General features: G+C 50.0%; 26 protein-coding genes. 22 read left to right on the forward strand and 4 right to left on the reverse strand.

All coding sequences use genetic code 11. The features are described 5' to 3' along the window. The first annotated feature begins 1 nt into the window (after position 1). From H9L42_RS07910 to H9L42_RS07990, 17 genes are all read left to right on the forward strand, one after another. Complete coding sequence (locus H9L42_RS07910; protein WP_187302854.1) at positions 2–640, forward strand: hypothetical protein; 639 nt, start codon at positions 2–4, stop codon at positions 638–640. After that, complete coding sequence (locus H9L42_RS07915; RefSeq protein WP_187302855.1) at positions 637–1275, forward strand: enoyl-CoA hydratase/isomerase family protein; 639 nt, start codon at positions 637–639, stop codon at positions 1273–1275. Before H9L42_RS07910 ends, H9L42_RS07915 begins: the two co-directional genes overlap by 4 nt. Before the next feature lie 13 nt (positions 1276–1288). Then, positions 1289–2422 (forward strand): 3-oxoacyl-ACP synthase III family protein, encoded by a 1134-nt coding sequence (locus H9L42_RS07920; protein ID WP_187302856.1) that lies wholly within the window; start codon positions 1289–1291, stop codon positions 2420–2422. Beyond that, positions 2419–2982 (forward strand): flavodoxin family protein, encoded by a 564-nt coding sequence (locus tag H9L42_RS07925; protein WP_187302857.1) that lies wholly within the window; start codon positions 2419–2421, stop codon positions 2980–2982. The genes H9L42_RS07920 and H9L42_RS07925 overlap by 4 nt, the downstream gene beginning before the upstream one ends. A gap of 1 nt (position 2983) precedes the next feature. Next, positions 2984–3622 carry a CDP-alcohol phosphatidyltransferase family protein gene (locus H9L42_RS07930; RefSeq protein WP_187302858.1) on the forward strand — a complete coding sequence of 213 codons (639 nt, stop codon included), beginning with the start codon at positions 2984–2986 and terminating at the stop codon, positions 3620–3622. Continuing rightward, positions 3585–5000, forward strand: coding sequence for a B12-binding domain-containing radical SAM protein (locus H9L42_RS07935; protein ID WP_187302859.1), 1416 nt, complete (start codon positions 3585–3587; stop codon positions 4998–5000). Before H9L42_RS07930 ends, H9L42_RS07935 begins: the two co-directional genes overlap by 38 nt. Next, positions 4997–6127, forward strand: a complete 1131-nt coding sequence (locus H9L42_RS07940) for a 3-hydroxyacyl-CoA dehydrogenase family protein (RefSeq protein WP_187302860.1) — start codon at positions 4997–4999, stop codon at positions 6125–6127. The genes H9L42_RS07935 and H9L42_RS07940 overlap by 4 nt, the downstream gene beginning before the upstream one ends. Continuing rightward, positions 6124–7338 (forward strand): beta-ketoacyl-[acyl-carrier-protein] synthase family protein, encoded by a 1215-nt coding sequence (locus H9L42_RS07945; RefSeq protein WP_243235708.1) that lies wholly within the window; start codon positions 6124–6126, stop codon positions 7336–7338. The genes H9L42_RS07940 and H9L42_RS07945 overlap by 4 nt, the downstream gene beginning before the upstream one ends. A 16-nt stretch (positions 7339–7354) precedes the next feature. After that, positions 7355–8572: a glycosyltransferase gene (locus tag H9L42_RS07950; RefSeq protein WP_187302861.1), complete on the forward strand. Its 1218-nt coding sequence runs from the start codon at positions 7355–7357 to the stop codon at positions 8570–8572. Continuing rightward, positions 8569–9057, forward strand: coding sequence for a flavodoxin domain-containing protein (locus H9L42_RS07955; RefSeq protein WP_187302862.1), 489 nt, complete (start codon positions 8569–8571; stop codon positions 9055–9057). Before H9L42_RS07950 ends, H9L42_RS07955 begins: the two co-directional genes overlap by 4 nt. 5 nt (positions 9058–9062) lie before the next feature. Next, complete coding sequence (locus H9L42_RS07960; protein WP_187302863.1) at positions 9063–9998, forward strand: ABC transporter ATP-binding protein; 936 nt, start codon at positions 9063–9065, stop codon at positions 9996–9998. Between the two features lie 10 nt (positions 9999–10008). Next, positions 10009–11076 (forward strand): ABC transporter permease, encoded by a 1068-nt coding sequence (locus H9L42_RS07965; protein ID WP_187302864.1) that lies wholly within the window; start codon positions 10009–10011, stop codon positions 11074–11076. Beyond that, positions 11073–12203, forward strand: a complete 1131-nt coding sequence (locus H9L42_RS07970; RefSeq protein WP_187302865.1) for an ABC transporter permease — start codon at positions 11073–11075, stop codon at positions 12201–12203. The genes H9L42_RS07965 and H9L42_RS07970 overlap by 4 nt, the downstream gene beginning before the upstream one ends. Then, positions 12200–12946 (forward strand): formate dehydrogenase accessory sulfurtransferase FdhD, encoded by a 747-nt coding sequence (locus H9L42_RS07975; RefSeq protein WP_187302866.1) that lies wholly within the window; start codon positions 12200–12202, stop codon positions 12944–12946. Before H9L42_RS07970 ends, H9L42_RS07975 begins: the two co-directional genes overlap by 4 nt. 185 nt (positions 12947–13131) lie before the next feature. Beyond that, positions 13132–13722, forward strand: a complete 591-nt coding sequence (gene clpP, locus H9L42_RS07980; protein WP_187302867.1) for an ATP-dependent Clp endopeptidase proteolytic subunit ClpP — start codon at positions 13132–13134, stop codon at positions 13720–13722. Positions 13723–13756: 34 nt separating this feature from the next. Beyond that, positions 13757–14125, forward strand: coding sequence for a UvrB/UvrC motif-containing protein (locus tag H9L42_RS07985; protein WP_187302868.1), 369 nt, complete (start codon positions 13757–13759; stop codon positions 14123–14125). Next, on the forward strand, positions 14115–16586 hold the full coding sequence (locus tag H9L42_RS07990; RefSeq protein ID WP_187302869.1) for an ATP-dependent Clp protease ATP-binding subunit: 2472 nt from the start codon (positions 14115–14117) through the stop codon (positions 16584–16586). Before H9L42_RS07985 ends, H9L42_RS07990 begins: the two co-directional genes overlap by 11 nt. 71 nt (positions 16587–16657) lie before the next feature. Here H9L42_RS07990 and H9L42_RS07995 read toward each other — a convergent pair whose 3' ends face one another. Together H9L42_RS07995 and feoB are read right to left on the reverse strand one after the other, a co-directional pair. Continuing rightward, a complete protein-coding gene (locus H9L42_RS07995; protein WP_187302870.1) occupies positions 16658–17125 on the reverse strand; it encodes a MarR family winged helix-turn-helix transcriptional regulator in 468 nt (155 codons plus the stop codon). Positions 17126–17206: 81 nt separating this feature from the next. Then, complete coding sequence (feoB, locus tag H9L42_RS08000) at positions 17207–19561, reverse strand: ferrous iron transport protein B (protein ID WP_187302871.1); 2355 nt, start codon at positions 19559–19561, stop codon at positions 17207–17209. A 178-nt stretch (positions 19562–19739) separates the two neighbouring features. On the opposite strand from feoB, the gene H9L42_RS08005 reads away from it, so the two are divergent. The 5 genes from H9L42_RS08005 to H9L42_RS08025 are packed head-to-tail and all read left to right on the forward strand — an operon-like array spanning position 19740 to position 21802. Then, a complete protein-coding gene (locus tag H9L42_RS08005; protein ID WP_187302872.1) occupies positions 19740–19967 on the forward strand; it encodes a hypothetical protein in 228 nt (75 codons plus the stop codon). A 10-nt stretch (positions 19968–19977) separates the two neighbouring features. Further along, positions 19978–20517, forward strand: a complete 540-nt coding sequence (locus H9L42_RS08010) for a TlpA family protein disulfide reductase (protein ID WP_187302873.1) — start codon at positions 19978–19980, stop codon at positions 20515–20517. Between the two features lies 1 nt (position 20518). Beyond that, positions 20519–20662 (forward strand): CD1871A family CXXC motif-containing protein, encoded by a 144-nt coding sequence (locus tag H9L42_RS08015; protein ID WP_207734945.1) that lies wholly within the window; start codon positions 20519–20521, stop codon positions 20660–20662. Between the two features lie 25 nt (positions 20663–20687). Beyond that, positions 20688–21563, forward strand: a complete 876-nt coding sequence (locus tag H9L42_RS08020; RefSeq protein ID WP_187302891.1) for a 4Fe-4S binding protein — start codon at positions 20688–20690, stop codon at positions 21561–21563. Positions 21564–21568: 5 nt separating this feature from the next. Then, complete coding sequence (locus H9L42_RS08025; RefSeq protein WP_187302874.1) at positions 21569–21802, forward strand: hypothetical protein; 234 nt, start codon at positions 21569–21571, stop codon at positions 21800–21802. A gap of 6 nt (positions 21803–21808) precedes the next feature. Here the strand turns inward: H9L42_RS08025 and H9L42_RS08030 are convergent, their stop codons facing one another. Together H9L42_RS08030 and H9L42_RS08035 are read right to left on the reverse strand one after the other, a co-directional pair. Next, the gene (locus tag H9L42_RS08030; RefSeq protein WP_187302875.1) at positions 21809–22333 is read right to left on the reverse strand and encodes a DUF6512 family protein; all 525 of its coding nucleotides are present in this window, start codon (positions 22331–22333) and stop codon (positions 21809–21811) included. A 43-nt stretch (positions 22334–22376) separates the two neighbouring features. Then, positions 22377–23702, reverse strand: coding sequence for an MATE family efflux transporter (locus tag H9L42_RS08035; RefSeq protein WP_187302876.1), 1326 nt, complete (start codon positions 23700–23702; stop codon positions 22377–22379). Positions 23703–23803: the final 101 nt, after the last annotated feature.

Below are 23803 nucleotides of genomic sequence, written 5' to 3' on the forward strand. Positions count from 1 at the left end.
TATGGAATGGGAACCATTTGAACAGTATGAAGCCTTCGCGGTAGCTGATCAGAGTGAGTTTCAAAGGCAGCTGAAAAACGGAGAACTCCGCGGCCGGAAGCTGAAAGCGATGGCAGTGAGAATTCACGGCGGCAGTGAGGGGACCCTTCGGGAAGAACTTTTAAAAGCAGATCCGCAGGAACTGCCCTTTCTGCGAATCGGCATTCTAGAAGAAGAAGCGGATCTTCCGGCTCTTCAGACCGCGGCTCTCATGCATGTGAGAATTGCCCGGAAACATGTACGGTATCGAGGAACCTATTCGGATTTGCAGGTTCTGAACCGGAGCGGTCTTCTGCTGAAACATGCGGAGAAAGAAGGAGGCCGCAGACCGGATGAACCGCTGACTGAAACGCTTCTGCTGGAGTCAGGATACCTGTCCCGGGTGTTTGAGGGAGAGGAAAAAGAACCCCTGTTCCAATGGGTACAGGAGCATATCCTGTGCAGAGAGGCAGAGCAGATTCAGGCAATCCGCATGTGTTTTGAGCGGTACCTGTGGCTGTATGAAAAGACATCTGATCGGGGCCTGCTGCTTCAGGAGGAAAACCGCCAGTTCTGTCTGATGGCGGAACGGGCGCTTGAAAAAAGGAGTTCCGGGAAATGAATCATGTGAGTTATACCGTGGAAGAACGGATTGGATATCTTACCCTCTGCGGAGCACAGGGGAACAAAATGACAAAGGACTTTTTAGATGAGATCTGCGGGATCTTCCAGAAAAAAATCTGGAAATCACGGATACAAGGTCTGATTATTATGGGAGAAGGCAGACATTTCAGTTCCGGCGCGGATGTGGAACAGCTGATTCATAATACCGTATCCATGTCGGACATTTGCCGGGGAGAAGTTCGTTCTTATCCTTCCTGGTTTTTGGATTTTAAACAGACCCTGAACGGTATCGCGGCAATGAATATTCCGGCGGCAGCAGGCGTTACAGGAGTCTGCATCGGTTCCGGTCTGGAACTGGCGCTGGCCTGCGGCATCCGGATCTGCGCGGACAGCAGTAGGATCGGATTTCCGGAATCTACTTTTGGACTGCTTCCGGGAGCGGGAGGGACTTTAAGAGCCGCGGAACTGATGGGCAGCGGGAATGCCCTGCTGGCTGTTCTGGAAGGGAATCTGATGAAAGGGACAGAGGCAGTAAAAGCAGGACTGTTTCAGAAAAGCTGTTCCAAAAAAGAAGTGAAGAGAGAATGCGAAGCAGCTCTGGAAAGGGCATGGAGCATGAAAACGCAATGTTAGAAAGGAAAGGAAAATGAAACAGGCAAAACTTATCGGTACGAGCACCGCGCTCGCGAAGAACACAGTTCCTTTTGATGAGATCAATGACTATCTGGGGCTGTTTGACCGGGCTCCGGAGAAAATAAAAAAGTGGACCGAGCGGATTCAGCCGGTTATGAAGGAAATGTTGGGAGTAGAGTATACACACTACGCATTTAACTCTGAAACAAGAACAATGGACGAAGACAATCTCTCTTTGTCGGTAAAGGCGGCAAAGCTGGCGCTTGCGGACGCGGGGATGGATCTTTCGGAGATAGACTGTCTGATTTATGCGGGGGGATATTCCCATCAGATGCCTCCCATGTCCGCGAGGCTGCAGGGTGAACTTGGAATGGGACGCTGCGCGGAATATCAGATTCATGCGAACTGCACTTCTGTGTACAAAGCCGTTAAACTGGCTCACAGCTTTCTGCTCCTCGGAGAATACAAGAATATACTGGTCGTGTCCTCCAATGTGATCAGCTCCTGCTTTGTTCCGGAATATTACAATCAGGAAATTCTTACAAAAGAGGATATTTTCCTCCGCTGGTATCTGTGTGACGGTGCCGGGGCATTCGTTCTGACTGCCGCAGATGAAGAGGATGAAAGTGAAGGCTTCTATCTGGAGCATACCTATGTGGAGTCCGGCGGCGTTTCAAAGCCGTCCGCCATGGGCAACCGCTATCAGTATTACCTGACAAACCCGAAAGAGGAATATGAAAGAGGAGCCCATCATATTAAGCAGCTGTATATCAACGTTCTGAATGAATACGCTATGGAAGAGGACGGGCAGACCATCTTTTTCCACGCGCTGAAACGGATGCTGGCGCAAAAAGAAATCAATGTAAAAGAGCTTGCCGCTTTTGTAGTCAATATGCCTTCAAAATCCGTCCGGAATCTGATCTCTGAGGAATGCGCAAGTATCGGAATCTCCCAGGATATAATATTTAATTCTCTGGAAAAAAGCGGGTACGTAGGTCCTCCCGCAGGATTGATTTCGATTGATAAAGTGCTCAGAGAAAAGACCTTTAAAGACGGAGATCTGATTCTCAGTTTTGTCATGGAGGTAAGCAAGTTTATGCAGGCCGGATTTTCGCTTCGTTACCGCGGCGGGGAGAAGCGGGCATGAGAGGGAAAAAATCGCGAAAAAAATATGTGATTGCCATTATTCTGCTGATTGTAATAATCGCAGCAGGATGGTTTTTTTGGGCATCACGGGCGAATACCACGGTGCATACAGGGATTGATATTATGCTGGATGGACAGGGCGGCAGGAACGCCAGCGCGCTGGTAATCTATCAGCCGGGAAGAACCTCTTTTTCAGAAGACGTGGCGCGGGATCTCGCGGACGGCATCTGTAAAAGCGGATACCGGGTGCGAATTACCACTGTAAATCCGGAATTGTCCGACGACCTGTCCGGATACGATCTGGTTGTTTTCAGCAGTCCTGTGTATATGGGAGCCTGTTCCCCTCTGATAGAAGATTATGTGAAGTCGATTCGGAATTACGGAAAGGCGGAAGTCGCTTTTTGCGCCACCGGAATGCTGGAAAGCGCGCCGGAGCTGGAAGCTGTGGAACAGTGGTTTTCCGCGCATCCGCTGAAAAAGATTGGAAAAATTTCCAAACAGATGTATTTAGATGAGGAAAACTGCGCCCGAAACTGGGGACAGGAAATCGCGGGGGAATGAAATGAAAAAGAAGTTCAGGCAAATCTTGTGCGTGAATCTGATCACACTGCTGCGAATTCCTCTGACCATATTGTTTCTGGCAGAGACAGAAGCCGCTGTGACCGGCGGCGGGAACCTATGGTCTTTCTGGACAGTGATGACCGCGGGATGCGTATGTGCCAGCGACTTTCTCGACGGAAGGCTTGCGAGAAAATGGCAGGCGGTTACCGAGAAAGGTGCGCGTCTGGATCTGTTCTGTGATTCCGTTTATATTCTGGGAAGCCTTGGACTGCTCTGCGTCAGAAGGGTGCTGCCGTACTGGCTGCTGCTGGCTGTCTCCGGCAAGCTGGCGGAATTTCTGATTTGCTCCCGGATGAAAAAGTATAAAGAGAAAAAAGGCGGGAGGGTCTATTATTATGATCGGCCGGGAAGAATTCTGAGCGCGGTCTACTATCTGACACCGTTGCTGGTAGTGGCTTTCTGCCGGTTCGCGGGTGCAGAGGCGTATTCCCTTCTGTACGGGTACAGCGCGGCGCTCACAGGAGCGACCGTAGCTGTCAGTTGGCTGAAATTCAAAAAAGGTGCGAAAGCGGAGAATGCTTTCGGAAAGGAGATTCTTAGAAATGAAAGTTCTGTTAGTAAATCCCCCGATCCCGCATAAAATGCGTATGCTGGAATTTTCCGATGAGGCGGGGCGCAAAGCGATGTCCCTGCGGGTTATGGTAGGGCCGCCTCTGGCTCTGAACGAGCTGGCGGGGGTAATTCCGGATGAAGAAATCCTTATTCTGGATCAGAAAACCGAACAGGATCAGAATCCGGACTATGACTGCCTTGCGCATCTGGAAAAAACGGTGCGGGATTTTCAGCCGGATTTTGTCGGATTTACCTGTATTACTGCCCAGTACAACTCCGTAAAAAAGATGCTGGAACTGATTAAAAAAATAGATCCCTCGATTATCACACAGGCGGGAGGGCTTCATCCGACTTTGTGTACGGAGGACTTTGCGGATTCAAAAGCGGATATCATTGCGGTGGGGTTGGGAAAGCGAAGCTTCCGAGACGTGATCCTGGAACTCAGAGAAAACGGCTCCAAGGCTGATTTCAGCCATATTCCGGGACTCGCGTTTCCTTCCGCGGCCGGGATGCGGTACACCAAAAAACTGAGCGAGTTTTCTTATCAGGAGATCAAGGAGCACTTCATCATGGATGAGATTATGCCTAACCGCGCTCTGACGGATCGCTATGATTATATTATTCCGTATGAGAAAAAAAGGATTCAGTATATCAGTACTTCCCAGGGATGTACGCATAAATGCAACTTCTGTACAATCTGGCCGGTAGCGGGAGGACAGTATTTCCACAAAAGTGTGGATCTGATTCTCAGAGAAATCAAGCATATGGAACGCTATCCGATTATCCGGTTCTGTGACGCGAATACCTTCGGAGATCTAGGAAAGGCGCGGCAGCTTTTTACCCGGATTCTGGAGGAGGGACTGGATCATCATCAGTATATTGTAGATGTACGGACAGACTTTGTGATCCGCCATCCGGAAATCATGGAGCTTGCCTACCGGGCAGGAGTGCGGGTGGCAATCTGCGGTCTGGAATCTGTTAATGAAGAAGAACTGAAGAATTATGGAAAGAACAGTACCGTTCAGGATACAATCGGCGCGCTGCGGATTCTGAATCAGCTGGGAATGAAAGTAAACGGCAATTATATGGTGACCCCGGATTATGTGGAGCGGGACTTTGAGGCTCTGGGACAATTTGTGGAGGAAAACGCGATTTTTCATTCCGGTTTTACAATTCTGACGCCGTTCCCGGGGACTGCCCAGTGGGAGATGTACAAAGACAGGATTACGATTTCGGATTTTGACTATTACAATCTGACAAACGCAGTCTTTGACACAAAACTTCCGGAGCCGGTTTTTTACGATAAAGTGACAGAACTTTACAAGCTGGCGGCTGCATCGCGCCGGAAATTTATCAGGCAGTACGGCAGCGCCGAAGAAAAGGAAAGAGTGGAAGCGGTATCATGAAAATAAGTATTTTCGGCTGGGGAAAGATGGGAAAAGAGCTCTTGGACGTGTTTCTGGAATCAGACGCGCAGCTTGCCTGGATTGGAAGAAATCCGAAAGCAGAGCAAGAGGCGCGAAGATATGCGGAGAAAAGGCTGAAACGGATAAAAAAGACAAAAGGCTGGACAGAAGAAAAAAAGCAACAGAGGCTGAATGAGATACTGGTCTCTGCAGACAGAAAAGACGCGGAAGGCAGTGATTTTGTGATCGAAACAATTACCGAAGATCTGTCAGCCAAACAGGAGCTGTTTCAAAGCCTGGAAGATTATGTGGATCCGGAATGTATTCTTCTGACCAATACATCTTCGATTCCGCTGGAACGTATTTTTGAAAAGGCAAAGCAGCCGCAGCGGTGCGCGGGGCTGCACGCCTTTTATCCCGGAAGTCTGATCCGTACAGTTGAAATCAATTACAGCGATTCCGTGTCCCGTCAGTGCCTGCGAAAAATAAAGGAACTTGTGGAGCAGTCAGGGCGAAATTATGTTCTTCTGCCGGAACCTTTCAATCTGTTGTTTTCAAAGCTGATTTTCGTTCTGATGAACGAAGCCTTTCGAATCTATGAATGCTGTTCTCTCAGTACAGAAGCCATTGATTCCATTCTGAAAGAAAACTTTATGATGCTGGGGATCTTTGAAATTCTGAATACAACAGGAAATCTCATTGTCTATAATTGTGTGAAATACTTTGAGGAAGAAGAAAACGAGGCCTTTTATCATGGGTTTAAAAGCGCTGTTGCCGATATTCATGAAAATTACGGGGACTGCACCTTCGAACAGTACTGCCGGGATACCGGAAGGCAGAAATCCGAGAGAGGAAGCGCGGCGGAACACAAGGAAATACTGGAAAGATTTGAAGCGCTGTATGTAAACTATATGACACAAATTTTTCAGGACGATCGTCTGGATATAAGGCAGACGCTGGATGCATGCAGGGATATTCTGGGAATCGCCCGGAATCCGGAAGAAATTCTCCGGGAAATGGGAGAAGAGAGAATAAAAGAAATATTAAGCCGGAATTACGAGGCATTGCCCTGCAGCTTTTATCGGGCAGGTGATTATCGCATCTGGAACAGGAGGAAAATAAATTGAAGCACAAAAAGATTTATGTAACAGGAATGGGAATGGTTTCTTCCCTGGGTACCAGTACCGGGGAATGCTGGAAGGCGCTCTGCGAAGGAAAAAACGGAGTCCGGCGGATTAAAGGGTTCGATCCGGAAGGATTCGATACCCAGGTGGCGGCGGAAATCGATCCGTACTGTGTGGAAGCAAAAGCCAAAGACCTGTTTGGCAGAAGAGAGTCCAAACAGATGACGATCAATACAAAGATGGGGATGCTGGCAGTTCACGAAGCGGTTGAGCAGAGCGGAATCACGAAAAACGCGGTGGATAAGGACCGGGTAGCGGTTATTATGGGCGTAGTTTCTACAAATAATGCGATTACAGATAAAAAAAGCCAGGCCCATTATATCGTAAAGACCATGCCCAATTCCATCAGTGCCTGGACGACGATCCGGTACGGATTCGGGGGCGCCAACTTTAACGTTTCCTCTGCCTGCGCATCTTCCGCCTACGCGCTAATTCTGGGAGAGCACCTCATACGCTCCGGGATGGCGGACGTTGTAATTGCGGGCGGTTCGGACGCAAGCGTTCAGCCGGAGTATATCCGGGGCTTTAATCAGATTCTGGCCATGTCCAGCAATCCGGATCCGGAGAAAGCGTGCCGCCCGTTTACCGCGGATCGGGACGGATTTGTAATGGGAGAAGGCGCGGGCGTACTGATTCTGGAATCCGAGGAACACGCGCAAAGAAGAAACGCGGAAGTCTATGGAGAAATTCTGGGTTCTGCGTTCATCAGCGAAGCGGCCGATATCACAGCTCCGTGCAAAGACGGGGAAGGGATGGAAAAATGCATGCGCATGGCGATGAAAGCGGCAGAAATCAATGCCGATCAGGTGGACTGCGTTAATGCCCACGGAACCTCCACTTATCTCAACGATAAATACGAGACAATGGCCATTAAAAGAATTTTTGGAAAACATCAGAAAGAATTGAGCGTCACTTCCGTAAAGTCCATGCTGGGGCATACGGTAGCGGCCTGCGGCGCGATTGAAGGGATTGTATCGCTTCAGAGTCTCCGGCATAGTAAAATTACACCGACCATTCACTATGAAAACTCGGATCCGGAACTGGATCTGGATTATACGCCAAATGTGAGCCGCGACAGGGAGATTGATGTGGTACTTTCCAATTCCTTCGGCTTTGGCGGGCATAACGCGTCGATTGTATGGAAGAAAGCATAGCAAAGAGAGGGGTTTTATGTTCAAAAAAATCTTGTTTTTTTCTTTCCCGCTGGCAGGTCATGTGAACCCGCAGATCGGACTGTGTGAGGCGCTGGGAGAAAAAGGCGTGGAAATGGTATTTTATACAACCGCGGAGCATTTTCACAAGCTAGAACACATCCGGAATCTTGAGCTCCGGCCGTATCCGGAACCGTTCCGGCAGTATTTTAATGAAATCGGGGAAAAAAGGAAGATCCATCACAGGATGCTGACTATGTTGAGTACATTTTACCGGGACGCGGAACTTCTGATCGATTTCACGATTCAGCAGATGGAACAGGAGCAGCCATGTGTGGTTGTCTGCGATCAGTTTGCCATATGGGGAAGGGCCGCGGCGAGATACTGCGGGGTTCCGGTATGCAAATTCTTTTCCAGTATCCTGGCAGATGAAATTGTTTATGAGACGGATCCGTATTTTAAAAATGCCATCGCCTATATGATTTTAACGCAGGGCATCCGTATGTTTGATATTATGGGGGTAATCCGGAGAGTAAACCGCAGATACGGAAAACCGATTGTGGAAAACATTTCTCAGGTGATGGCGAGAGGTGACGGCCTGTGTCTGGTTATGACATCGAGAATTTTTCACCCGGGCGGCGAGAAATATCCCGAAAACGTCCTGTTTCTCGGCGCGGATCATCAGAAGAAACTGCCGCCTCCGGTCAGAAAAGATAAAATTTTTATCTCCCTGGGAACCGTTTCGCTGCGGCCGCATTTTTTCAGGGACTGTATCGAAGCGACAAAACATTTCGGCTATGAGTATGTGATTACGCTGGCAGGGAACAAGCGGCACAATATTGACGATTTAGAGTCTTATTCCAATGTAACGGTTTATGACAATCTGAATTTCGAGGATTATCGCAGAGTTGTAAACGAATCCGCCCTTTTTATTTCCCACGGCGGCTTCAACGGAGTTACAACTGCGCTTTTATATGAAACCCCGCTGCTCATCTGTCCGGTAAGCCCCGAGCAGATTAATACAGCGAAGCTGATTACCAAATATCGCTGCGGAGCCGGCTATTATAAAAAGAAAATCGACAGACAGGAAATGCGAAGACTGGCAGATTCTATTGTCGGGCAGCCGGATGTGCAGGAAAATCTGAAAAAACAGAGCCGGGGTCTGCAGGAAGCTATGGGTTACACCGGAGCGGCAGAAAGGATGATTCAGGAGTATATAAAGGAGGACGCGAGATGAAAAAAGCAGTTGTATATATTTCAAAAAACGGAACCACAAGGGATACCGTTGATCAGATTCGGAAAAGAGCGGCAGAATCGATTGATTATTATGATTTGGAGAAATCACAGGACATTCCGGTGTCACAATATGATCAGCTGTATCTCGGATGTGGAATCTATGCGGGCACCGTCAGCAAAGAGATGAGGAAGTTTATGAATAACGGGGAACTGAAAAACAAAGAAGTAACGTTTTTCGTTCATGGACTGGACAGCGCGGAGTCGCACCGTATGATTCTGGAACATTCCGTTCGGGATCATTCGTGGATGGAAAACTGCCCCATGTATTATCTCGGCGGAGCCTGTGATTTAAAAAAGCAGAATTTCCTGATCAGGAAAATGCTGAAGGCGATTGCAAAGAAGAAAAATCTGGATGCCGATCATATGGAAAATCTGGATCAGCAGGCGATCTGCGATTTTGTATCCCGGGTTTGTGAAGACAGGTAAGCGATATGAGTATCATTGAGGTGAAAGACGCGGGAAAAGAATATGGCGGACAAAGGGTCGTGGATCATCTGAACCTGCAGATCGGGGAAGGACAGATCTATGGCCTGCTGGGCCCCAATGGAGCGGGAAAAAGTACAACGATACGGATGATCTGTAATATCATCCGTCCGGATTTCGGTGAAATCCGCATATACGGACATGATATCAGCCGGGAATTCAGTCTGGTGCAGAAAAAGATCGGACTGGTTCCGCAGAATATCGCGCTGTATCAGCAGTATACAGCGGAAGAAAATATAAAGCTGTTCGGCGAACTGTACGGACTCAGAGGGGCAAGTCTGAAAAGGGGAACGGAAAAGGCGCTGGAGATGACAGGCTTGGAGCAGGTTGCGAAAAAGCAGTCCGGGACATTTTCCGGAGGAATGCTGAGAAGGCTTAACATTGCCTGCGCCCTGGTTCACAGCCCGAAGATCCTCATCATGGACGAACCGACTGTCGGAATTGATCCCCAGTCAAGAAATTATATTCTGGAAGCGATTAAAGCGAGAAATGAGGAGGGAACAACCATCATCTACTGCTCCCATTACATGGAGGAGGTTGAGGCTCTATGTACGATGATTTCGGTACTGGATAAAGGAAAAGAAATTGCGAAAGGAACAAAAGAGGAACTGAAGCAGCAGGTTGGAAAGAATAAAACACTGCTTGTGACAGGAGGCGCCTTTAATGAAAAACTTGCAGAATGCCTGCGCGGGGTACCGGGGGTTCTCTCCGTCAATGTGCGGGAAAAGGAACTTGCGGTTATCAGCAGAGAACAGGCGGAAAATCTGAGTGAAATCATTGACCGCATTCTGCAAAGCGGTGCGTCTGTTTCCGATATTCAGTATTCGGATGTAACTCTGGAAACCGTATTTCTGGCGCTGACCGGAAAAAAACTCAGGGATTGAGGTGAACCAGGTGATAACATTAATCAGACAAGGAATTAAATTTCAGATTCGAGATCGGAAGTGGCTGCTGTTTAATCTGTTGTTTCCGATCCTGCTGCTGGTGATGACGTCCTACTTTATGGCGGAGACCTTCAGCGGAGGCGGGGCAGAAGTGGGGAAAATACGTTTGGCAGTCTGTTCAGAGGAAGGACAGAACTTCGGACAGATGGCGAATCTGTCTCAGGGCGATGTGGAATTATCTGTTTACCGTGTGAATGGACTGGAAGAGGGGAAAGAGGAACTGAGACAGGGGAACTGTTCGGTCTTTTTATGGAGCTCCGGCGGCAATATCGCTGTGTATGCGGATAGAGACGCTTACGCGGAAAAAACATATGTTATCAGCCTGCTGGATCTGGCGGCGGGAGACAGTTCGATTCGGGATATGGGAATAGAAGCGGCGCCGGAGGAAATTCCGGTTCAGGAAGTACATCAGGACTTTACGGCGGCAGATTATTACGGTGTGGTGATTATCACAATGATGGTTCTTTATGTAATGATTGTCCCGCTTTCGTTATGTTCCTACGATACGGAGCACCAGATTATCGAGAGAATCGGAATCAGCCCGGTAAGCAGACCTGCATATTACACGGCGAGGATTCTTTCTTCGATTTTTCTGGAAATTATGATTATCGCGCCGATACTGCTGTTTTCCATACTGGTTTTAGGGGCGAACTGGGGCAGTCATGAAGTGTTGGCGGGACTGGGCCTGCTCCTTACGATTGTGATGGCGGTTTTTCTGGGGATGCTTGTGTACAGCCTGCTGCAGAATTACGAGAAAAGTCTGATTGTAATCCAGACACTGATTATACCGGTCTGGTCGTTCCTCGGCGGCGGCTATATCAAACTGCAGTCAGAGAACCCCATTCTTCAGAGTGTCCTGTTGCTTTCACCGATACGCTGGCTCAATCAGGGGCTGTTCCGCACGATCTATGCGGATGATACGCGGATGCTGTGCCAGTACCTTGGAATCGCGGCAGGGATAACAGCTGTCTGCGCGGTGCTGCTGGTCATAAGAACACATAGGAGAGTAAAGACGTGAGAGTGATTTGGATCTTATTAAAAAATAACATAAAAAATCTTACTGCGAAAAGTCCGGTTTTCACAATTTTGTTTATTCTGCTGCCGGTTATTATTTCCGTAGGAATTTCACTGCTGATTCCATCGACAAAGGTCTTTAGCGGTATCATTTTGGATCAGTCGGGAAGTGTGCTTTCCTCCGCGTTTGTTGACAGCCTCAGTTCGAATGAAAGCATGACCATTCAGGTAAAAAAAGAAGCGGATATTGCGGGAGAAATTAAGCTGGGGAATTATGATTTTGGAATCCTTCTGGATGAAGATTTTGACAGTGCTCTGAAACAGGGGAATCCGGCAGAATCTGTAAAAGTCTGGAGCAGTGACGCGTCCGGAACGCTGGGGATTGTAAAAGCGGCGGTTCAGACAGAGTTAAGCCGTTTTTCCGCAATCTGCAGGGCGGATCCGGGAAATGAACAGGAAAACCTCGAAGTCTACCAGAAGGGAAAATATAATGTGGAATCCAGAAATTCAGATGACAGCAGTTATGATTATTCCGCGGCTAATATGCTGTTTTCGTTTCTTATTATGTTCGCCTTTCTGCGCGCGATGACAGGGGCTTTCTTAATCAGCAAAGATAAAGAACTGGGCATATACACAAGACTGTTGCTCACACCGGCGACGGAATTTCATTATTACATGGCGAATCTGCTGAGCAATGTAATTCTGGTAGCAGTCCAGAACGGTGCGGCCCTGATTCTGATTTATCTTCTTTCCGGCGTTTCCATGGGGGGAACGGTTCCGGAAATTCTGCTGATTATTCTTGTACTGTCTTTTGTGGCGGCAGCCCTGGGGGATTTCTTTGTAGCGATAACAGATAATAAAGAGATCGCCAATATTTTATCGACTTTTGTAGCAATTATTCTGCTGATGGCGGGAATTGTTCCCAAAGAACAGCTTCCGGAGGGAGCGCTGTTCCTGTCAAACCTGATTCCTACGCGCTGGGCGGTTAATTGTCTGGAACTTCTGCAGGAAGGGGGCGGCATTTCGGACTGCGCGCTTTATCTGGTTCTGATGCTGCTGAGCGCGATTGCTTTACTGGCAATTACACTTGGCGCGGTACGCAGACGTTCTGTTCGGGGAGGCGCGGTATGAATCAGCAGGCGAGAAACCGGGAGTTCCGGGAGAACGAAACCGCTCTCCCGCAGCCGCCTTTTCAGGAAGAATCCCTGACGCTTTACTGCAGGAACAAAACCATCCGTCCGGTAAAAAAGCGGATCCTCAATGAACAGCGCCTGGAGCTTTATATAAATGGAAGCTTTTACGCCAACATGACCTGTTCCCCGGGAAATACAACGGAGCTGATCGCAGGCCATCTGTATACAGAGGGAATCCTTTCCTCTCCGGGCCAGCTGGAAACGCTGCGAATCATAAGGGAAGAAGACAAGTTCCATGTGTTTTTAAAAACCGCGGAGAAAAAGCCGCTTGTGCCGCTTGCGGCCTTTCCCTGGGAAGAAGAGCAGATTTATCGGATTGCGGAATGTTTTGAAGGCGGCACTCCGCTTCATGAAAAAACCAGGGGCACCCACAGCTGTTTTCTGGCGCGGGAAGATTCTGTGTTCGAACCCTGCGAGGATCTGAGCCGGCATAATGCCGTAGATAAAGCGGTTGGAAAAGCTCTGTTCGCGGGCGTGGATCTGACGGCCTGCATCCTTTTTACCAGCGGAAGAGTTCCGGTGGATATGATACAAAAGGCAATTCGGGGCCGGATTCCGGTGATGGTCAGCAATAAAATTCCCACCCGTCAGTCCATTGAACTGGCGCGTATTTACAATATAACGCTGATGGGACTGGCAAAGAAGGACTCGTTCTGCGTCTTTCATGATTCCCGTCTGTAAGTACAATCACATTTACTCTTTCTTAAAATGAAAAAGGCGCGCGGAATTTTTACCCGTGCTTTTTCATTTTTTGTGTTGACAGAAAAGTAAGTAAATGCTAAAATAATTAAAAGCTTAACTATTAATAAAAAAATAAATAGGGGATAAATAGGTAAGTGATAAAAAATCAAGGGGTGTGATAATAGATGAGTTTGGTGCCATATGTAGTAGACCAGACCAGCCGCGGGGAGCGTTCGTATGATATTTTCTCACGGCTTTTAAATGATCGGATTATTCTGCTTTCTGAGGAAGTAAATGATACAACGGCCAGTTTGGTTGTCGCTCAGCTGCTGTTTTTAGAGGCCGAAGATCCGGAAAAGGATATCCAGCTTTATATCAACAGTCCGGGCGGATCAGTAACCGCCGGTCTGGCCATTTACGATACGATGCAGTATGTGAAGCCGGACGTGTCTACCATCTGTATCGGGATGGCGGCTTCTATGGGAGCGTTCCTTCTGTCCAGCGGGGCAAAGGGAAAGCGGATCGCTCTGCCCAACGCGGAGATTATGATTCACCAGCCCTCCGGCGGGAGCCGCGGACAGGCAACTGACATCCAGATCCAGGCGCAGCATATTCAGAAAACAAAAGAAAAGCTGAATCGGATTCTGGCGGAAAATTCCGGGCAGCCCCTGGAAAAAGTGGAGAGGGACTGCGAAAGAGACTATTTTATGAGCGCCGAAGAGGCAAAAGATTACGGCCTGATCGACCGGGTAATCCACAGCAGGCATCCCGATTGATGAGTCGTCTGAAAAGTGGAAAGGGGTGATTTTAATGCTTTGTCAAAATTGTAATAAACAGGAAGCTGACAAAATCTTTGTTATAAATCAGATGGGAAAACAATATTACATACATCTGTGCAGCGACTGCCTGCATGAGATGTGGAAGTACGCCAATTCGGCGGGACAGGGTGAGTTCTTCAAAATGTTTTCCGGCTGGTGGCCGGGAAAAGAAGAGCCGCGGCAGTCAGGGACCAATCCGTTTCCCGATTCCGCGGAAAAGGATCTGAAGACGCGGCGCAGACTGGCCGCGCTTCATGAGAGACTGCGGGAGGCCGCTGAACAGGAAAACTATGAAGAAGCCGCCAGACTGCGGGATCATATAGCGGCTGTGGAAAGGGAGGCGTGTACACATGAATCTTAATACAAAAGCATACAGCGGCCGAACCGGCGGCGTGATTTATGAGGTCTTCCGTTTTGCCGCGAAAATGAGGCATGGATTCGCGGGGAGCGAGCATGTTTTGTGGGCCATTGCCCATGAGGGACAGGGCCGCGCCGCGGAGGTGCTGGGCAGATTCGGAGTAGGAGCGGATCTGATTGAAGAAGCAATCCGGCGATACGACCGGGACGCGGCGGAAAGTGGAGGCGTTCAGGCGATCCAGATGTCCCGGGAAATGCAGCGAATCTTAGAGGTTGCCGAAGACATTCGCAAAGAGCAGGAGGACGAAAGCGTCGAGCCGGAACATCTGCTGCTGGCGATTTTACGGCAGAGTGGATGCGCGGCCTTTCAGCTGCTGCACTCCTTGGGCGTGGACGCGGGGACTTTGCGCGAAGCGCTTTCCCAGGCCATGAGACAGCCCCTGCCGGAAGATATCCGGGAAGAATCGGGGCAGGAAGAAGGTGAACCCCTTCTTGAAAAATACAGCCGGGATCTGACGTCAGAGGCGGACGCGGGCCTTTTAGATCCGATGATCGGACGGGACAAGGTGGTGGAACGAGTGATCCAGATTCTGTCCCGCCGTACGAAGAATAATCCGGCGCTGATCGGAGAGCCGGGCGTGGGAAAAACCGCGGTGGCAGAAGGCCTGGCTCAGCGGATGGCGGCGGGACATGTGCCGCAGAACCTGCAGGGAAAACGAATTCTGTCTCTGGATCTGGCGGGTATGCTTGCGGGAACCCGTTTCCGGGGTGATTTTGAAGAACGGATTAAAGGGTTTCTGGAAGAAATCAAAAAAGACGGGCAGATCATTCTCTTTATCGACGAGTTTCATACTCTGATCGGAGCGGGCAGCGGCAGCAACGACGCCATGGACGCGGCGAATATTCTCAAACAGTCTTTGGGACGGGGAGAACTGCAGGTAATTGGAGCGACGACGCTGCGGGAATACCGCCAGTACATTGAAAAAGACGCCGCTATGGAACGGCGCTTTCAGCCGGTGATGATAGAAGAACCGGATCGGGAAGACGCGGTAAAAATCCTGATGGGACTGCGTGAAAAATATGAAGAGTTCCATGAACTGACCATTACCGACGAGGCGATCCGCGCCGCGGTGGAATTGTCGGATCGGTATATCTCCGATCGGTATCTGCCGGACAAGGCTATCGATCTGATGGACGAAGCGGCATCCCGGATTCGGGTGCGCAGTATGACGGTTCCGGCTCATCTTCAGGCTCTGGACGAGGAAGTGCGGAAGGTCTGCGAGGCAAAGAAAAAAGCGGCGGCAGCCCAGGAATATGAGCAGGCGGCTGTGCTGAGAGATAAACAGAAAGCCCTTTCCCAGGAGCTGAAAGAAAAACAGGAGCAGTGGCGAAACGGTCAGAACGCGGCAGTCACAGCGGAGGATGTGGCAGAGGTTGTTTCCGCGTGGACCAATATCCCGGTGACGATGCTGACACAGGATGAACGGCAGAGACTGCGGAAGCTGGAGGAGACCCTGCATAAGCGCGTTATTGGACAGGAACCGGCGATTTCCGCCGTTTCAAGAGCGATACGCCGGGCACGCACCGGTGTCGCCCAGCCGGGACGGCCGATTGGCTCGTTTCTGTTCCTGGGGCCTACCGGGGTTGGAAAGACGGAAGTCAGCCGCGCTCTCGCCGAGGTTATGTTCCAGGATGAAAACGCGGTGCTGCGTTTCGATATGTCCGAATACATGGAGCCCCACGCGGTATCAAAACTCATCGGTTCGCCTCCGGGCTATGTCGGATACGAGGAAGGCGGACAGCTGACCGAGCAGGTAAGAAGAAAGCCCTACAGCATTCTCCTGTTTGATGAGATCGAAAAGGCGCATCCCGATGTGTGGAATACGCTGCTGCAGGTGATGGATGACGGAAGGCTGACGGATTCTCAGGGACGGACAGTCAGCTTTAAAAATACCATTATCATTCTCACTTCCAATATTGGCGCGAAAAATATCGTCGGCAGGAATTCTCTGGGATTTGTCGCGGCTGAGGAAAAAAGTGAGGAACACAGGGCACGGGAAATGGAAAGCCGCGTTATGGATGAAGTGAAGCGGGCTTTTCAGCCGGAATTTTTGAACCGTCTGGATGAAATTATCGTATTTCGCCAGCTGGATAAAGAAAATATCCGCGAGATTGCCCGTAATCTGGCGGACCGCTTTGCGGAGCGCATGGCGGCGCAGGGCGTGAATCTGGAGGTGGATGAGACCGCCATCGATCTGCTGGCAGAGCAGGGCTTTGATCCGGTTTACGGAGCGCGGCCTCTGCGACGCGCGATCCAGTCGACACTGGAAAACGCGGTGGCGGATCGGATCTTGGAAGGCGGATTCGATAGCGGTGACAAGCTGATTGCCACTGCGCAAAACGGTAAAATGGAACTGCGAATCTGTAAAAATCCGCAAAAGATACTCAGCCCGGTAACCATATAAATCCTTCTCAATAAATGCAAATATAGAGAAAGCGCAGATCCGGATGAAAACGGCGTCTGCGCTTTTTCACGCTATTTTTTCTTTTTTTCTTCGCTGCAGAAGGATTCACAGTGTTCATTCAAAAGCGTAAGGAGCTGGATTAAATGCTGCATGTTATCCTCGCCAAAACCGGAAAGCAGCTCGCGCCAGGCCCGATCATAGCGGAGGCTGGATTCTTCCGCGGCCGCCTGTCCCTGGGGAGTCGCGTTAATCGCGATTTTTCTTCGATCTTCCGGATCGATTTCCCGGGTGATGTAATTCTTTTTTTCCAGGGTGTTCAGTATGTAGGATACGGCAGGCTTGGAGATATGCAGTTTTTTCTGGATTTCAGGCACATTGAGATTGGTTCCGCAGCTTTTGCCGCAGGCGCAGCCTTTCGTAATGCTCATCAGAATTACCAGTTCGTTAATTTGCATCTCACAATCGGAAACGAGCATGGATTCCATCTTCTTCAGGCGTATGGTAGCAGCCAGAAATTGTTCTCTCAGTTTGTCATCCATTCAAAAACTCCTTAAAAAATAAACATTTAACAATTAATCCAATTATACACGAAAATCCTTTCTTTTTCAAGGGTTTCCCGATTATCCGAGGCCTAAAATAAGGCCGATCATGCGTACGATCCAGGCGGCGATCCAGGCAATTACACACTGCATGATTACGACGCCCAGCGCCCATTTCCCTCCAAGTTCCCGCCTGACTGAAGAGATGGCGGCAACACAGGGGGTATACAGCAGCGTAAATACCAGAAATACGACAGCCGTCAGCGGTGTAAAGAGCGTGGAAAGGGCATTGGTGGAACCGCCCAGCAGAACGGTGAGGGTAGAGACTACACTTTCCTTGGCGCTGAATCCGGTGATCAGGGCAGTGGCGATCTTCCAGTCTCCAAAACCCAGCGGCCAGAAGATCGGCGCGATGAGCCCGGCAAGTACCGCCAGCAGGCTTGTCTGCGAGTCCGATACAACGTTTAGCCGCGCGTCAAAGCTCTGAAGGAACCAGATAATAATCGTGGCGATAAAAATCACGGTAAAGGCTCTGGTAATGAAGTCCTTGGCCTTTTCCCAGAGCAGCTGCCAGACATTTTTCGCGCCGGGTAGCCGGTAGTTGGGAAGCTCCATAACAAAGGGAACCGGCTCTCCGCGGAACATGGTTCCTTTAAGGAGAAAGGCATAGAGAATGCCCACAAGAATTCCCGTAAAATACAGCGCGATCATAACCAGCGCCCCATAGCGCGGGAAAAAGGCCGCTGTAAACAGGGCATAGATCGGAAGCTTTGCCGAGCAGCTCATAAAGGGAGTGAGCAGGATCGTCATCTTCCGATCCCGTTCGGAGGGAAGGGTGCGGCTCGCCATAACGCCCGGTACGGTACAGCCAAATCCCACCAACATGGGAACAATACTCCTGCCGGAAAGACCGATTTTTCGCAGCAGTTTATCCATGACAAAGGCGACTCGGGCCATATAGCCGCTGTCTTCCAGTATGGACAGGAAGAAAAACAGCGTTACAATAATGGGTAGAAAGCTCAGGACACTGCCGACGCCGGCAAAAATACCGTCGATGATAAAAGAACGAATGACCGGGTTGATTTCATAAGCGATGAGAGCCGCGTCCACAAGTCCGGTCAGCCAGGAAATTCCGGTTTCCAGAAGATCGGACAGCCAGCTTCCGATGACGCCGAAAGTCAGCCAGAAAACCAGCCCCATAATCCCGACAAACGCGGGGATAGCGGTGAATTTTCCGGTCAGAATCCGATCCATTTTTACGCTTCGCGTATGTTCCTTGCTTTCTTTGGGTTTTACAACGGTTTGCCGGCAGACGGTTTCGATGAACTGAAAACGCATGTCCGCGATGGCGGCAGACTGATCCAGTCCCCGCTCTTCTTCCATCTGGCGGATAATATGGTCCAGCATTTCCTGCTCATTGGGGTCCAGAGCCAGCTTTTCCAGTACCTGCGTATCACCTTCCGCCAGTTTGCTGGCGGCAAAGCGAACCGGGATACGGTGGCTGCGGGCGTGATCTTCGATCAGATGCATAATCGCGTGCAGACAGCGGTGAACCGCGCCCCCGTGATCCTTTGGATCGCAGAAATCGGCGCGGCCGGGGCGTTCCTGATATTTCGCCACATGCAGCGCGTGATCGATGAGTTCCTGAATCCCTTCATTTTTCGCGGCAGAAATAGGAATGACCGGAATTCCAAGCATGGCCTCCATGGCGTTGACGTCGATGGACCCGCCGTTTTCCCGCACTTCGTCCATCATATTCAGAGCCAGCACCATGGGAATATCCAGCTCCATCAGCTGCATGGTCAGATAGAGATTTCGTTCGATGTTCGTGGCGTCCACAATATTGATAATCCCGCGGGGGCGGCTTTCCAGCAGAAACTGCCGGGTGACCAGTTCCTCGCTGCTGTAGGGGGACATGGAATAGATGCCCGGCAGATCGGTGACCAATGTGTCCGGGTGATTTTTGATTTCTCCGTCTTTCCGATCGACTGTGACTCCGGGAAAGTTTCCTACGTGCTGGTTGGAGCCTGTGATCTGATTAAAGAGTGTCGTTTTGCCGCAGTTCTGGTTTCCTGCCAGGGCAAAAGTGATGGTCTCTCCTTCGGGCAGAGGATTCTCACCCGCCTTTGTATGATAGATTCCGCTTTCTCCAAGGCCGGGATGATGGGAAGGAATCTTTTTCGGCTGCTGCTTTAGCTCCCGGGAAGCTTCATGAAGATTGCTGATTTCAATTTTCTCCGCGTCCGCAAGCCGCAGGGTCAGTTCATAACTGTGGAGCCGCAGCTCCATGGGATCGCCCATAGGCGCCAGCTTGATCAGCGTTACCTCAACGCCCGGGATCAGACCCATATCGAGAAAGTGCTGACGCAGAGCTCCTTCTCCGCCGACAGAACGGATAGAAGCGCTCTGTCCTGGTTTTAATTCACTAAGTATCATATTTTATATTCTCCAAATTTGTTGATAATTTTTCTCACGTACCGACTCTATTATAGCGGGTTTTACGCGAATCCGCAATTTCCTTTTGCCGCCTTTGGCAGCCTTCTTGACAAACGGCGATATCGCCCGTAAACTGAACATAACTTATTTTTGTAAAAGAAGGAAAAGGAGGATGTGTATGAAAGCGGAGAAATTTGCAATCGCTTTCCTGCGGATTTATGACAGGAAGATCGCCAGCGGTGAGATTAGCTTCAGCCGCCTGAATATGAAAAAAGAGGATTTTACAAGGCTTTGTACAGATACAGACTACGTTCTGCCGGAAGAAGAGATTCAGAGGTTGTGTCAGGTAATGGCGCTGACGGAGGAAGAAACCGAGTTATTGTTGTCGTTTACAGGAAAGGAGTAGCTGGGAACGGATGAAAAAACGCATAACTGCAATACTAATTGGAATAATGCTTCTTCTGACAGGCTGCGGAGCGGCAGACAGTGGGAGCGACGGAGAAGCTGGAGAAAGCGGCGATGTAAATTTCAGCAAGTTCACGGCAGCGGATCTGGAGGGAAACGCGGTGGAAGGCTCGGTGATGGGAGAAGCGGATTTGACGGTTCTCAATATCTGGGCCACCTTCTGCAGTCCCTGTATTGAGGAAATGCCGGGTCTTGGGGAATTGTCCGAGGAATATAAAGGAAAGGGCGTGCAGTTCATCGGTATTCCGGCAGACGCGACGACGGAGGACCTGCTGCAGACAGCGAAAGAAATCGTTTCTTCCACCGGCGCGGACTATCTCCAAATCGCGCCCAATCAGGAACTGATGGATCTCTATCTGAATCAGGTGATGTCGGTTCCGGAGACTTTGTTCCTGGATAAGGAAGGAAACATCTTACAAAGCTTTGTCGGTTCCCGCAGCAAATCCGAATGGAAAGAGCTGATAGAGGAAGCGTATCAAGAGGTGAAATAATATGGCGGGAAGAAAAAACGCGATTGCAATCGGACTTTTTTCATTGGGTCTGCTTTTAGCCGGAATCGGACTCTTTCAGGGGGAAGCGGCGATCGTGACGCGGAAGGCGGTTCGTGTTTGTCTGGAGTGTATCGGAATTGGTTAAAAAAGCGGGAACACGGCTGCGCTTGATGGTGCAAATCGCGGCGGCAGCCGTGAGCAACGGGTATATCAGCGGATTTTTGAATGGAACCATTTATCAGGGCAGTCTGAAACAGTTTTGCGTGCCGGGACTGAACTGCTATTCCTGTCCTGGCGCTCTTGGATCCTGTCCCATTGGAGCGCTGCAGGCAGTGCTTGGAAGTCCGGGAAAATATTTTTCTTTTTATGTGATTGGATTTCTGATGATGGTCGGCGCTCTGGCAGGAAGGTTCGCGTGCGGATGGCTGTGCCCCTTCGGACTGCTTCAGGAGCTGATTTACAAAATACCGGGGCTGCGCAAGGGAAAAAGCCTGCCGGGGCACCGGTTTTTGAAATACTTCAAATATCTGATCCTTGGGGTTCTGGTCCTGGCCCTCCCGCTGATTTTTACCGATCTGGCGGGACAGGGAACACCCTGGTTCTGTAAACTGATCTGTCCGGCGGGTACCCTGGAGGGCGGCTGGACGCTGACCCTTTTCGATCCGCGGCTGCGGGAAGCGATGGGATGGCTCTTTACATGGAAGAGCTTCCTGCTGCTGCTCCTGCTGTTCCTTTCTCTGGTTTCTTACCGCCCCTTCTGCAAATATCTGTGTCCTCTGGGCGCGGTTTACGGGCTGTTTAACCCTGTCTCCTGTCTGCGCCTTGAGGTAAAAAAAGAGCGGTGTACAGACTGCGGCGCCTGTGAAGCGGTCTGCCCTATGAGTCTGAACCCTGCCGAAAATCCGGGAAGCCCCGAGTGTATCCGGTGCGGAAAGTGTATCTCCGCGTGCAAATTCGGCGCCCTTTCGCAGACGGTACTGCCGGGCGGCTTGCAATTCAGAAAAAAGAAAGAACAGGGCGCTCAAAATTTACGAAAGGAATTCTAAGCGATATGAATCAAAAAAGAATTGCGGCGGTCGCCGTACTGGCGGCAGCTTCCGCGGTTACCTCTGTAATCGCGGTAAAAACAGGTGTGGATCCGCCTCCCGCGAATATCGCCGGCGCCTTCGCGTCGATCCTGGTGCTGGTCATTGCGGCAAAACTGCTGAAAGCAACCGACGATCTGTTTTACTGCGGTATTTTCGCTCTTTTTCTCTATTTTGCGGAGAAGCGGAAGAACCCGTAAGAATTTTTACAGACCATACTGTCCGGTAACCGGATCCTCGAAAAGGAAGATATGGGGTGGATCTACGGTAAACAAAAGAAAACTGACGAGAACAGCGGCAAGCAGCACCCGTGAAATCAGCTGGACGCCGATGCCGGCGCAGTTTTCTTTTTTCATCAGAAAATAACTCAGGAACCAGGTCAGAGCCGCGGCAATGAAAAAGGTGGCGATGTCCGCCCAGAGATAATGGGTTCCGGCTGCCGCTGTATAACCGTAAAAGATCAGGATAATAGCGGCCATACCCAAAATCAGGGAAAGAACTTTCGCGGGGAGAAAGCCGCCGCGAAAGCGGCCGTAGGCGATAGATTCAAAGATGGAAAAAAGCAGCACGGGAGCGGCGAGCAGCTTCAGATGTTCCCAGGTGCTTTCGTTTACAGCGGAAAAGGCCGCCACCAGAGGATGTTCTCCGGACCAGTGATAGAAAAAATGATCCAGACTTCCAAATACAATCGTAAAAAACGCGCCGGCTATATGCCACTTTTTGATATTCATGCAAGCACCTCCTGCATTAGTGTATGCGCAGAAGGCAGATGTTTTACATGGAACTTTTCATTTTTCGATAATAGATGAGTCCGGCGGCGTCCGCGAGAATCCATCCGATGGGAATTGCCCACCAGATTCCGGCAAGACCGATAGGCGTAGGAGCAAGGCAGTAAGCCAGAAGCACCCGCATCCCCAGGGAAATGACCGTCAGCACAATGGAAATTCCGGGACGTCCGACACCGCGATAAAGTCCGTAGAGCAGGAACAGACAGCCGATGGCGAAATAAAAGGTTCCCTCAATGCGTAGATATCCGACCCCGATGGCAATAATTTCCGTCTCTGAAGCATCAACAAAGATTTTCATCAGCTCCCCGGCAAAACACCAGACCGCGGCAGAGATAACAATACAGAAGAAAAAAGAAACTGCCAGAGCGGAGCGGATGCCCCTTTGAATCCGTTCTCTTTTTCCGGCGCCCGAATTCTGGGCAATAAACGTGGAAAAGGCGTTGCCGAAATCCTGAACCGGCATATAAGCGAAGGAGTCGATTTTGACCGCCGCGGCAAAAGCCGCCATGACCGCCACGCCGAAGCTATTGACAAGGCCCTGGATCATCAGGATGCCGAAATTCATAATGGACTGCTGGACAGAGGTGAGAATGGAAAATTGAATCACTTGTTTCCATAGCCGGGGTTGGATCCGCAAATGCTTTTTCTGTACGCGCAAAATCGGCTGGGTGAGGAGGCAGTAAAGAAGAACGCCGGCAGCGGAGACCGCCTGAGAGAGAACGGTCGCCCAGGCGGCTCCCGCCACGCCCATGTGCAGCCCCAGCACAAAGCATAAGTCCAGCGCGATATTCAGGACCGCGGAAATGCCCAGAAATATCAGGGGCGTCAGGGAATTGCCAAAGGCTCGGAGCACCGACGCGAAGTAATTATAAAAAAAGGTGAAGACCATGCCGTAGAAGATGATCCGCAGGTAGGTTTGTGTCATTTCCCGGATTTCAGCGGGAATCTGCAAAAGGTCGATAATGGGATCAATAAAAAGCAGCACGCCGGCCGTGAGGAGCAGTGTCAGAGCGGCAATAAAGAGAAAGGAAAAAGCAAGGGCGGATTTCAGATCATCCTCTTTTTTCGCGCCGTAACACATGGAAAAGGCAACACCGCTTCCCATACAAAGCCCCAGTATGACCGAGGTTAAAAAGGTCATTAACGTAAAAGAAGAGCCAACCGCCGCCAGGGCGTCCGCTCCGATAAAACGTCCGACAATCAGCGTATCGGCGATATTATAAAGCTGCTGCAGCAGATTCCCCAAAATCATGGGAATGGAAAACAGCAACATGGATTTCGTCACATTTCCTTCCAGTAGATTCACTCGCATAATGTTACATTATATCAGCTTAATGTCAAAAGGGCAATTTATTCGCTAGTTGAAGTTTTCTGACTTTTATATTAAAATAAAAAGCGCATAAGAGGTAAGGA

Source organism: Zhenpiania hominis (assembly GCF_014333425.1).
GTDB classification, from domain to species: domain Bacteria; phylum Bacillota; class Clostridia; order Peptostreptococcales; family Anaerovoracaceae; genus Hominibacterium; species Hominibacterium hominis.

Coding starts and splice junctions, on each gene's coding strand:
- H9L42_RS08020 (WP_187302891.1), top strand. CDS start 20,688: ATGGTGCAAATCGCGGCGGCAGCCGTGAGCAACGGGTATATCAGCGGA.
- H9L42_RS07975 (WP_187302866.1), top strand. CDS start 12,200: ATGAATCAGCAGGCGAGAAACCGGGAGTTCCGGGAGAACGAAACCGCT.
- H9L42_RS08030 (WP_187302875.1), bottom strand. CDS start 22,333: ATGAATATCAAAAAGTGGCATATAGCCGGCGCGTTTTTTACGATTGTA.
- H9L42_RS08015 (WP_207734945.1), top strand. CDS start 20,519: ATGGCGGGAAGAAAAAACGCGATTGCAATCGGACTTTTTTCATTGGGT.
- H9L42_RS07940 (WP_187302860.1), top strand. CDS start 4,997: ATGAAAATAAGTATTTTCGGCTGGGGAAAGATGGGAAAAGAGCTCTTG.
- H9L42_RS07960 (WP_187302863.1), top strand. CDS start 9,063: ATGAGTATCATTGAGGTGAAAGACGCGGGAAAAGAATATGGCGGACAA.
- H9L42_RS07925 (WP_187302857.1), top strand. CDS start 2,419: ATGAGAGGGAAAAAATCGCGAAAAAAATATGTGATTGCCATTATTCTG.
- H9L42_RS08005 (WP_187302872.1), top strand. CDS start 19,740: ATGAAAGCGGAGAAATTTGCAATCGCTTTCCTGCGGATTTATGACAGG.
- H9L42_RS08010 (WP_187302873.1), top strand. CDS start 19,978: ATGAAAAAACGCATAACTGCAATACTAATTGGAATAATGCTTCTTCTG.
- H9L42_RS07935 (WP_187302859.1), top strand. CDS start 3,585: ATGAAAGTTCTGTTAGTAAATCCCCCGATCCCGCATAAAATGCGTATG.
- H9L42_RS07915 (WP_187302855.1), top strand. CDS start 637: ATGAATCATGTGAGTTATACCGTGGAAGAACGGATTGGATATCTTACC.
- clpP (WP_187302867.1), top strand. CDS start 13,132: ATGAGTTTGGTGCCATATGTAGTAGACCAGACCAGCCGCGGGGAGCGT.
- H9L42_RS08035 (WP_187302876.1), bottom strand. CDS start 23,702: ATGCGAGTGAATCTACTGGAAGGAAATGTGACGAAATCCATGTTGCTG.
- H9L42_RS07985 (WP_187302868.1), top strand. CDS start 13,757: ATGCTTTGTCAAAATTGTAATAAACAGGAAGCTGACAAAATCTTTGTT.
- H9L42_RS07995 (WP_187302870.1), bottom strand. CDS start 17,125: ATGGATGACAAACTGAGAGAACAATTTCTGGCTGCTACCATACGCCTG.
- H9L42_RS07990 (WP_187302869.1), top strand. CDS start 14,115: ATGAATCTTAATACAAAAGCATACAGCGGCCGAACCGGCGGCGTGATT.
- feoB (WP_187302871.1), bottom strand. CDS start 19,561: ATGATACTTAGTGAATTAAAACCAGGACAGAGCGCTTCTATCCGTTCT.
- H9L42_RS08025 (WP_187302874.1), top strand. CDS start 21,569: ATGAATCAAAAAAGAATTGCGGCGGTCGCCGTACTGGCGGCAGCTTCC.
- H9L42_RS07920 (WP_187302856.1), top strand. CDS start 1,289: ATGAAACAGGCAAAACTTATCGGTACGAGCACCGCGCTCGCGAAGAAC.
- H9L42_RS07930 (WP_187302858.1), top strand. CDS start 2,984: ATGAAAAAGAAGTTCAGGCAAATCTTGTGCGTGAATCTGATCACACTG.
- H9L42_RS07950 (WP_187302861.1), top strand. CDS start 7,355: ATGTTCAAAAAAATCTTGTTTTTTTCTTTCCCGCTGGCAGGTCATGTG.
- H9L42_RS07955 (WP_187302862.1), top strand. CDS start 8,569: ATGAAAAAAGCAGTTGTATATATTTCAAAAAACGGAACCACAAGGGAT.
- H9L42_RS07910 (WP_187302854.1), top strand. CDS start 2: ATGGAATGGGAACCATTTGAACAGTATGAAGCCTTCGCGGTAGCTGAT.